At 62.4% G+C, this 9632-nt stretch carries 6 protein-coding genes and 2 pseudogenes; 5 read left to right on the top strand and 3 right to left on the bottom strand.

Annotated elements, in window-relative coordinates; translation table 11 throughout:
- A pseudogene (hpnO, locus tag VNX23_RS11250) lies at positions 1 to 816 on the top strand (aminobacteriohopanetriol synthase HpnO); the annotation flags it as partial.
- A gap of 32 nt (positions 817 to 848) precedes the next feature.
- Here the strand turns inward: hpnO and VNX23_RS11245 are convergent.
- Complete coding sequence (locus VNX23_RS11245; protein ID WP_325630004.1) at positions 849 to 2468, bottom strand: GMC family oxidoreductase; 1620 nt, start codon at positions 2466 to 2468, stop codon at positions 849 to 851.
- Positions 2469 to 2745: 277 nt separating this feature from the next.
- Here VNX23_RS11245 and VNX23_RS11240 point away from each other — a divergent pair, with 277 nt between their 5' ends.
- Complete coding sequence (locus tag VNX23_RS11240; protein ID WP_325630002.1) at positions 2746 to 3918, top strand: M20 aminoacylase family protein; 1173 nt, start codon at positions 2746 to 2748, stop codon at positions 3916 to 3918.
- Positions 3919 to 4214: 296 nt separating this feature from the next.
- Here VNX23_RS11240 and VNX23_RS11235 read toward each other — a convergent pair whose 3' ends face one another.
- Together VNX23_RS11235 and VNX23_RS11230 are read right to left on the bottom strand one after the other, a co-directional pair.
- Positions 4215 to 5849 carry an inorganic phosphate transporter gene (locus VNX23_RS11235; protein ID WP_325630000.1) on the bottom strand — a complete coding sequence of 545 codons (1635 nt, stop codon included), beginning with the start codon at positions 5847 to 5849 and terminating at the stop codon, positions 4215 to 4217.
- Between the two features lie 268 nt (positions 5850 to 6117).
- Positions 6118 to 6722, bottom strand: a pseudogene (locus VNX23_RS11230) (UdgX family uracil-DNA binding protein); the annotation flags it as partial.
- Positions 6723 to 6968: 246 nt separating this feature from the next.
- On the opposite strand from VNX23_RS11230, the gene VNX23_RS11225 reads away from it, so the two are divergent.
- From VNX23_RS11225 to VNX23_RS11215, 3 genes are all read left to right on the top strand, one after another.
- Positions 6969 to 7754 (top strand): DNA repair protein, encoded by a 786-nt coding sequence (locus VNX23_RS11225; protein WP_325629998.1) that lies wholly within the window; start codon positions 6969 to 6971, stop codon positions 7752 to 7754.
- Between the two features lie 79 nt (positions 7755 to 7833).
- Positions 7834 to 9450, top strand: a complete 1617-nt coding sequence (locus VNX23_RS11220; protein ID WP_325629996.1) for a DNA polymerase Y family protein — start codon at positions 7834 to 7836, stop codon at positions 9448 to 9450.
- The coding region (locus VNX23_RS11215; RefSeq protein WP_325629994.1) for a hypothetical protein at positions 9447 to 9632 on the top strand (186 nt) is incomplete at its 3' end. The genes VNX23_RS11220 and VNX23_RS11215, both read left to right, overlap by 4 nt.

Genomic DNA, 9632 nt, shown 5'->3' with positions numbered 1-9632 from the left:
CAGGCATTGTCCTCGCGCGAGGTAGCCGCCTTCATTGTCGAGCCGATCCAGGGCAAGGGCGTCAACATGCCCACCGACGAGTTTCTCCCGGGGGCGGCCGCGCTCTGCCGCAAATATGGCACCTTGATGGTAGCCGACGAGATCCAGACCGGAATGGGTCGAACGGGGCGATTCCTCGCGGTCGAACACTGGAATGTCGAGCCCGATATCGTGCTGCTCTCCAAGGCGCTGTCGGGCGGTCATGTTCCGGTGGGCGCATTGCTCACCCGCAAGGCGGTGTTCGACAAGATTTTCAGTCAGATGGACCGCGCGGTCGTGCACGGATCGACCTTTGCCAAAAACGATCTGGCGATGGCGGCCGGTATAGCCACGCTCGAGGTTCTGAAGTCGGAGAAGCTGATCGAGGCCGCCGCCAAACGCGGCGCCGAGCTTCGGCTGGCTCTGACCCGAATGGTTCCAGGCTATGAGCTCTTGAAGGAAGTGCGCGGCAAGGGCCTGATGATCGGTTTGGAGTTCGGCTCACCGAAATCGTTGCGGTTGAAAGCGTCCTGGAACGTGCTCGAAACCGCCAACAAGGGCTTGTTCTGCCAGCTCATCACGGTGCCGCTGTTCAAGGATCACAAGATCCTGACCCAGGTCTCCGGCCACGGCAGCCACACCATCAAGCTGTTGCCGCCGCTGACCATCACCGAAGAGGACTGCACGTGGATCGAGACGGCGTTCGACAATGTCATCGCTTCCAGCCACAAGGTTCCCGGTGCGATCTGGTCGCTCGGCAAGACGCTGGTCGACAACGCGGTGCGCAAGAGCGCTTAGGCGAAATGCTTTAATTCACGAGACCAGGCGGATCAGCGCGAATCCTCAAGCATCATCGCCGCGCCTTTTTCGGCAATCATCGCGGTCGGGGTGTTGGTGTTGCCCGAGGTGATCGTCGGCATCACCGACGCATCGGCGATGCGCAGGCGGGCAATGCCGAAAAAACGCAAGCGCTCATCGACCACCGCCATCGGATCGCTCGCCACGCCCATCTTCGCGGTGCCCACGGGATGAAAAATCGTGGTGCCGATATCGCCGGCAGCCCTTGCCAGCGACGCCTCATCATCGCCGACCGAGGGGCCGGGCAAGAATTCCTCAGGCCGATAGGGGGCGAGCGCGCTCTGCTTCATCAGCCGCCGTGTGGTGCGGATCGCGTCGGCAGCAACCTGACGGTCCTCTTCCGTCGACAGATAATTCGGCGCGATCGAAGGTGCCTCAACGGGCGAGGCCGAGCGAATGCGCACGGCACCGCGCGAGGTTGGCTGCAGATTGCAGGCGGAAACGGTGATCGCGGGAAAGCGGTGCAGCGGGTCGCCGAATTTGTCGAGCGATAACGGCTGCACATGGAACTGGATATTGGCGCGCTCGCGATGTGGATCCGAGCGGGTGAAGATCCCGAGTTGAGAGGGCGCCATGGTCAACGGTCCACGACGGCGGAGCAGATAGTCGAGGCCCATCAGGCCGCGCCGCGGCAGGGAATAATAGGTCTCGTTGAGGGTGCGTATTCCGTACACCTTGTAGATCGCCCGCTGTTGCAGGTGATCCTGAAGATTTCGCCCGACGCCCTGCCGATCGAGGACGCTATCAATCCCGAGCGGAGTAAGCCATTCGGCGGGCCCGACGCCGGAGCGGTGCAGGATCTGCGTCGAGCCGATCGAGCCCGCGCACAGGATCACTTCGCCCCTGGTGCGGGCCTCCATGATTTCGCCGCCGACCTCGAAGCGCACGCCGGCCGCGCGGCCCTGTTCGATGATCAGGCGATCGACCAGCACGTTCTTTTCGAGACGCAGATTGGCGCGATTAAGCGCGGGCTTGAGGAAGCCGCGCGCCGAAGACCAGCGGCGTCCGCGCTTTTGGTTGACGTGAAAATAGCCGACCCCTTCATTGTCGCCCGTGTTGAAATCCGCAATCTTGCGAATTCCCATCTGTTCGGCCGCTTTTCCGACCGCGTCCAAAATCGGCCATGACAGGCGCGGGGCTTCGATCCGCCAGCCGCCGCCGACGCCATGGTGCTCGCTTTCGCCGAGGAAATGATCCTCGAGGCGGCGGAAGGCAGGCAGCACGTCGTCATATCCCCACCCCCTCAGCCCGAGCTGACGCCAGTGATCATAATCGGCGGCCTGTCCGCGCATCGAGATCATGGCGTTGATGGCGGAGCAGCCGCCGATCACCTTGCCGCGCGGGTAGGCCAGCGAGCGGCCGTTGAGACCGGTCTCCGGCTCGGTGCGAAACATCCAGTCCGAACGCGGATTGCCGATGGCGAAGAGATAGCCGACCGGGATGTGAAACCAGATCCAGTTGTCGCTGCCGCCGGCCTCGAGGATGAGGACACGTTTGCGGCCATCGGCGGAGAGGCGGTTGGCAACAATGCAGCCTGCGGTGCCCGCGCCGACGACGATATAGTCGAATTCACCTTCAAGCCGCCTTGCCATCCCGAATTCCGGTCCAATCCCTGACGGTCGTCATGCCCCTCCCATGCATTCAGTCAGACACATGTGGCGGGGACAAGGGCTACTCTTGTCAATGTTATTGGGCCGATTTGGGCTGGCGTGCTAGTGTGGCGGTTCAGAAGTCCGCATCATTATTGCCGCGATGCGGACTTCTGAACCAGAAGTCCGAAGTTCGTAAACGAGTATGCCGTGCAATGATGCGAACTTCGGAATCAGGTCAGATGGTGAATACCTGAAGGTTTTAGCCCGAGCTTTTTCCATGCCCATCGTCAATCGCGTCGCCGATCTGCAACCCGATATCCAGGCCTGGCGCCGGAATATCCACGAACATCCCGAATTGCTCTACGAGGTGCATCGCACCGCCGCATTCGTCGCCGAACGGCTTCGACAGTTCGGCTGCGATGAGGTCGCCACGGGACTTGGCCGCACCGGTGTCGTCGGTGTGATCAGGGGGCGCAAGCCGGTCGGCCGCGGCGATATCAGGGTGATCGGCCTTCGCGCCGACATGGACGCGTTGCCGATCGAGGAGGCGACCAGCCTGCCTTACGCCTCCAGGACGCCGGGCAGGATGCATGCGTGCGGCCATGACGGCCATACCGCCATGCTGCTTGGTGCGGCGCGCTACCTCTCGGAGACGCGGAACTTCGCCGGCAAGGCCGTGGTCATCTTCCAGCCGGCGGAAGAGGGCGGTGCCGGTGCCGCCGCGATGATCAAGGACGGGTTGCTCGACCGCTTCGGCATCGAGCAGGTCTACGGCATGCACAACGGTCCCGGAATCCCGATCGGCTCCTTTGCGATCCGTCCCGGTCCGATCATGGCATCGACGGATGCCGTCGACATCAGGATCGAGGGGCGCGGCGGACATGCGGCGCGTCCGCATACCGCGATCGATTCCGTCATGGTCGGCGCGCAGCTTGTCACCGCGCTGCAATCGATCGTGTCACGCAGTGTCGATCCGCTGGAATCCGCCGTCGTGTCGATGTGCGAATTCCATGCCGGCAATGCGCGCAACGTGATTCCGCAAACCGCCGAGTTGAAGGGAACCGTCCGCACGCTGACGCCCGAGGTGCGGGAACTGGTCGAGCAGCGCCTGCGGGAGGTGGTCGACGGCGTGGCGCGGATGACCGGGGCGAAGATCGATCTGAGCTTCGAACGCGGCTATCCGGTAGTGGTCAATCACGCCGCGCAGACGGACATCGCGATCCGGGCCGCGAGAGAGGTCGCCGGCGAGAGCAATGTCCACGACATGCCGCCGCTGATGGGAGGCGAGGATTTCGCCTATATGCTGGAACAGCGGCCGGGCGCGTTCATCTTCTGCGGCAATGGCGACAGCGCGGGACTCCATCATCCGGCTTATGATTTCAACGACGAAGCCATCGTCCATGGCACGTCATACTGGATCAAGCTGGTCGAGAACACGCTCGCCGTGTGACGCCTGGGACCACAGGCATGCAAAAGGCCCGGGTCATCCAACGCGGGCCTTTTTCTTTCTAAGGCGTGATGAAGCCAGGCTGCGCTGTAACTACGACGGAAGTGAACTCCCTCTCCCGCTCGCGGGGGAGGGCTGGGGAGGGGGATTCATTGGGACGGCTCGCAATTTTCAAAGTACGGCCCCCGCCCGCCGCACTCGGGAGTGCGGCGACCTCCGCCGCAAGCGGGAGAGGTGAACCGAGTTCTGCCGAGAGATCGATTCAACTAAAAATCATCGCGCTTTAGTTACGTTCGCAATCAGAACAGGCGCGCGAAGATCACGTACAGCGAGCCGGAAATCAAAATTGCCGCGGGCAGCGTCAACACCCATGCCATGAGCAGGTTGCGGATGGTCGCCATCTGCAGTCCCGACCCGTTGGCTGCCATGGTTCCGGCGACACCGGATGACAGCACGTGGGTGGTGGAGACCGGAAGCCCGAACATGTCGGCCGCTCCGATCGTGGCGGCGGCGACGAGTTCGGCGGATGCGCCTTGCGCATAAGTGAGATGGGACTTGCCGATCTTTTCACCGACCGTCACCACGATCCGCTTCCACCCGATCATGGTGCCAAGGCCAAGCGCGATCGCCACCGCGATCTTCACCCAGTTCGGAATGAACTTGGTGGCGTTGTCCAGCGAGCCCTTGTAGGCGTTCAGGATGCCGCTCTCTTCCTTGTTGAGATCGTTCTCCTTGTCCTTCATCAGGAAACGGATGGCTTCCGACGTCAGGTACATATCATTTCGGGTGTTGCCGACCGCTTCCGCGGGCATCTTCTTCAGTGAACCGTATTTCTGAACCTGCTCGCCGACTTCCTTCACCAGCACCGCAAGCGAGGGGTAGGTGCCCTCGTTGATGTGGCGGTGGGCGACATATTGGGTCACCGCCGGGCGCGGATCGCCGATGATGCTGTGGCCGGCGCCCTTGGCCGAGATCACGGCAGAAGCCGCAGCCGAGGTCTTCGCAAACTGCACCACTTGCGATTCCGGCAAAGCGCGGTTCAAGGCGTAAGCCGTCGGCACGGTGCCGATCAGGATCAGCATGATCAGGCCCATGCCCTTCTGGCCGTCATTCGAACCATGCGCAAAGCTGACGCCGGTGCAGGTCAGGATCAACAGGCCGCGGATCCACAGCGGCGGCGCCTTGTTGCCCTCCGGCGCGGCATAGAGCGCGGGGTTGCGGACGATGAATTTCAAAAGCAGCAACAGGACCGCCGCGCAGATGAAACCGACCAGCGGCGAGAGCAGCAGCGCATAGCCGATTTCGGTCGCCTTGCTCCAATCGACGCCGGAGGTGCCGTCGCGGCCGCGCAACAGCGCATTGGCGACGCCGACCCCGATGATGGAGCCGATCAGGGTGTGCGAACTGGAGGCCGGCAGGCCGAAATACCAGGTGCCGAGATTCCAGATGATCGCAGCGATCAATAGCGCGAACACCATGGCAAAGCCCGCACTACTCCCGACCTGAAGGATCAGTTCGACCGGCAGCAGCGAGACGATGCCGAAGGCGACCAGGCCGCTCGAGAGCAGCACGCCGAGAAAATTGAAAAAACCGGACCACATCACTGCGACCTCGGCCGGAAGCGAATGGGTGTAGATGACGGTCGCCACCGCGTTGGCGGTATCATGGAACCCGTTGACGAATTCAAAGCCGAGCGCGATCAAGAGCGCCACCATCAGCAGCAAGTAGGGCAGGTAGGTGGTGACCTTGGTGCCGGTCTCTTCGACGTCGGCATAAATGCTGTAGGCGACAAATAGCAGGCCGGCAGCGAGAACGCCGAAAAAGAGTATCATCGTCAGTGGGTTGAAACCCTTATCGAGATTGGGCCTTGAGGCAGGCTGAATCGGCCCACCGCCGGTCCCACGCATGGTTTGGTTAAGTGCAAAATCGGTCATGGCGACGCCCCTGATACGGTAAGCCTCGATCATCGACCGCGTATTTGAAGGTTAGATGACAGGAGCGGGATATACCGCTTCACGGCGAGAGATGGCGCCGGCCTGGGCCGCGACGATCTAGATCATGATGCGATTAAGTGGAATCGCATCATGGTCTCATCTGTTTGTTTGAGCATGATCTGCGCGCAAACGCGTTCCGCGTTTGTTAGCTAAGGGAAAACCGGTTTCCACTTTGCGCTAACGCGGCCCTCCGGGTCCAGATCATGCTCTACGCCGCATGCGCCGATGTTCGTAACAGCGTCGCGGCGATTTTCAGGTCATCGACGAAACGTCCATATTCGCGAGCCTTGGAATCCTCATCAGGCAGCCGCAGCAGATAGGACGGATGCACCGTGACCAGCGCCTTCATTCCGTGATCGAGGTCGATCACGCGGCCGCGATTCCTGTTGATGGGTGTGATTTTGCCGAGCACGCTTTGCGCGGCGGTGGCGCCCATCGCCACGACAAGGGCCGGTTTGATGGCGGCGAGTTCGCGTTCGTACCATTGCCTGCAGGCTTTGATTTCGCCCGTTGTCGGTTTCTGATGCAGGCGGATTTTGCCGCGCGGCACGAATTTGAAATGTTTGACCGCATTGGTGACGTAGACCTTGGTGCGGTCGATGCCGGCCTCGATCAGGGCGCGGTCCAGCATCTGCCCTGCAGGCCCCCGAACGGTTTTCCGGCAAGGTCTTCCTTGTCGCCGGGCTGCTCGCCGACCAGCACGGCCTGTGCCTGGGCAGGGCCTTCGCCGAAGACGGTCTGGGTCGCGTTCTTCCAGAGCGGGCAGGCGCGGCAATCGGCCGCCTCTTCGCGCAGGGTTTTGAGGCTCGTTGCGGTTGCCATGGCCATTTCCCGATTGGTTTTGAGAGAGATCAAGCCGCAAGCCCTGGTTTAATCAGGCAGCAGCTACAGAGTTCCTTCGATCTCGTTGGAATTGTTCACAAAAAATCTTCCTTCCATCCCGATTGACTCTTTTGACGATGTTAGCTTTAAATTAGAACATATCATGAACAAATGAGCCGGCTTCCGGTTATCTCCCAAAACAACCGGAAGCGGTCCAGACCTGTAGAGGGAACGGTGATGCGAGAGCGCGCGCTTGCGGTCTTGCGCGGCAGAATCGAGCGCATCGAGGCGCATGGCGAGACCTGTTCACCACGCAGGGTGAGGCTCGGGCATGCCGATGCCGATGCGACGCTGCAAGGCGGGCTCGCCTTGGGCGTCATGCACGAAGTGTTTGCGCAAACCGGCCGGCAGAGCGCTGCGGCGACCGGTTTTGTTGCCGCTCTTGCCGGCCGCTCCGCTGGCCGGCGGCCATTGGTGTGGATACGGCAGGGTTTCACAGAGATTGAATCGGGTGCGGTGTCGATGAGCGGGCTGGCCGAACTTGGTCTTGATCCGCGTCTTCTCGTGAGCGTGCGCGCAGCCGACGTGGAATGCGCGTTGCGGACGGCCGCCGACGCGCTGGTCTGCGATGCGGTTGGCGCCGTCGTGCTGGAAGTCTGGGGCGAGACGCGACAGCTCGACCTCACAGCCAGCCGCAAATTGACGCTGGCCGCGCAAGCCTCAGGCGTCACAGCCCTAGTGCTGCGGATGGCGGCGGAGCCTCAGTCGTCAACGGCCGAGACCCGATGGATCGTTCGTGCCGCGCATTCGCCGCCTCCTTCATCGGCGTGGAGCGCGTGGGGCGTGCCTCTGTTTGATGCGCAACTTGTCCGCAACCGTCATGGCCCTGTTGGCCGGTGGATCATGGAATGGAAATGTGATGAGTGCCTTTTCGCAAAACCGGCGACGTATCCTCAGCCTGTGGCTGCCGCGCCTGCCGATCGACCGCATCAAGCGCCTGCTATCCGGCGACGCGCGAGCTGAACATATCTCTTGCGACGCGCCCTCTTATCCCTCCCCCCGCGAGCGTAAGCGAGTGGTGGGGAGGGAAGACGCGAATGAAATGAGCGTCAGGGTGGGGGGTGCAAGAGAAGAGCCCCCCACCCTGGCCTCCGCTTCGCTTCGGCCTTCCCTCCCCACCGCTTCGCGGGGGGAGGGATCAAACCTCTATCTGACAATCCCACAGAATGGTTCAAGCGATACGCCCACGATCGTCATCGCCAAGCAGAACAACGCATTCCAGATTTTTGCGCTCGACGATGCCGCCGCGCGTTCCGGCCTGGCTATCGGCATGACGCTGGCCAATGCCCGCGCCATCTGTCCTCACGTGCAGGTGTATGATGCCGATGAGGCCGCCGACGATCATGCGCTCAATGCCATTGCCGAGTGGTGCGACCGCTTCACCCCGCTGGTGGCGCTCGATTCCCCGCACGGCCTGTTTCTCGATATCACCGGCTGTGCGCATCTGTTCGGCGGCGAGGCTGCGATGATGCAGCTTTTGTGCGGCATTCTGACCGCGCAGGGGTTTGCGGTCTCGGCCGCCATCGCCGGCACGGCCGTGTGCGCGCGCACGCTGACGCGGCATGTCCATGGCCGCATTGTCCGCGAAGGCGAGGAAGCCGAAGCGGTCAGGGCGCTGCCGGTTTCGGCGCTCGGTGCGGACGCGGCTATCGTCACGGGCCTGCGCCGCGCCGGTCTGAAAACCATCGGTGACGTGGCGGACCGCACGCGGCATGAAATCACCGCAAGGTTCGGCGCTCCTTTTACGACGCTGTTGGAACAGGCGCTGGGCCAGAGCGATGCGCCGATCAGTCCGCGCAAACCGCTGCCCGATTACATCGTGGAAAAGCGGTTCGCCGAGCCGGTTTTGACCGAAGGGGTGATCTCGGCGACCTTGTCGGGGCTGGGGCGGATGCTGGTGGCGGCGATGTCGCAACAGGGCAGGGGCGCGCGGCGGCTGGAAGCGCGTTTTTTCCGGACCGATGGCATCGTCCGCGCCATCCTGGTCGATACCGGTCAGCCCGTGACCAAAGGCGAGGTGGTCGATCGCCTGTTTCGCGAGCGGCTGGAGGCCTTGAGCGACCCGCTCGATCCCGGTTTCGGCTTCGATCTCATCCGCATGTGCGCAAGCCGCACCGAAATCGTCGTGCAGCAGCAGCGCGATCTCGACGCCAATGTGCACGACAGTGACGAATTGACCGCCTTGATCGATCGCATTGCCGCGCGTATCGGCGGCAAGCGCGTGGTCGTGCACCTGCCGCAGGACACCCATATTCCGGAGCGCGCGGTGCGGGCGGCGCCTGCGCAGTATCATCTGGTCGCCGCCACGCACGCCGCATGGCCGGTGCGCGCCGTGGGCGAACCGCCATTGCGGCCGTTGCGGCTGTTCGAACGGCCGGAACAGATCAAAGTGATCGCCCAGGTGCCGGATGGTCCGCCGGCACGCTTTGTCTGGCGCCGCGCCACCCATGCCGTGATCCACGCCGAAGGTCCCGAGCGCATCGCCATGGAGTGGTGGCGGGCGAAAGGAGTGATGTTGACGCGCGATTACTTTCGGGTCGAGGACGAAACGGGATTGCGGTTCTGGCTCTATCGCGACGGACTTTACGAGACCGAGATCGCGCAGGCAGACGGCAGGGCCGTGCAACCGAACTGGTTCATGCATGGATTGTTCGCATGAAGCTAAAGCCAGATGAAGTTAAGTTGAACAGCGACCACGATGAAAGTGCGCCCCTCTCCCATTGGGAGAGGGTTGGGGTGAGCGACTGTGTTGGCTGTCAAGCGGGTTGCCATGGCGTTTTGGTCCTGAGCATGGCGTTGAGGATTGTGAGCAGCTTGCGAGCGACGGCGATCAAGGCGACC

This window comes from Bradyrhizobium sp. (assembly GCF_035570375.1).
Taxonomy (GTDB): domain Bacteria; phylum Pseudomonadota; class Alphaproteobacteria; order Rhizobiales; family Xanthobacteraceae; genus Bradyrhizobium.
The sequence above is the reverse complement of the archived record's forward strand: the minus strand, read 5'-3'. Positions and strand labels throughout refer to the sequence as shown.

Coding starts and splice junctions, on each gene's coding strand:
- VNX23_RS11245 (WP_325630004.1), bottom strand. CDS start 2,468: ATGGCAAGGCGGCTTGAAGGTGAATTCGACTATATCGTCGTCGGCGCG.
- VNX23_RS11240 (WP_325630002.1), top strand. CDS start 2,746: ATGCCCATCGTCAATCGCGTCGCCGATCTGCAACCCGATATCCAGGCC.
- VNX23_RS11235 (WP_325630000.1), bottom strand. CDS start 5,849: ATGACCGATTTTGCACTTAACCAAACCATGCGTGGGACCGGCGGTGGG.
- VNX23_RS11225 (WP_325629998.1), top strand. CDS start 6,969: ATGCGAGAGCGCGCGCTTGCGGTCTTGCGCGGCAGAATCGAGCGCATC.
- VNX23_RS11220 (WP_325629996.1), top strand. CDS start 7,834: ATGAGCGTCAGGGTGGGGGGTGCAAGAGAAGAGCCCCCCACCCTGGCC.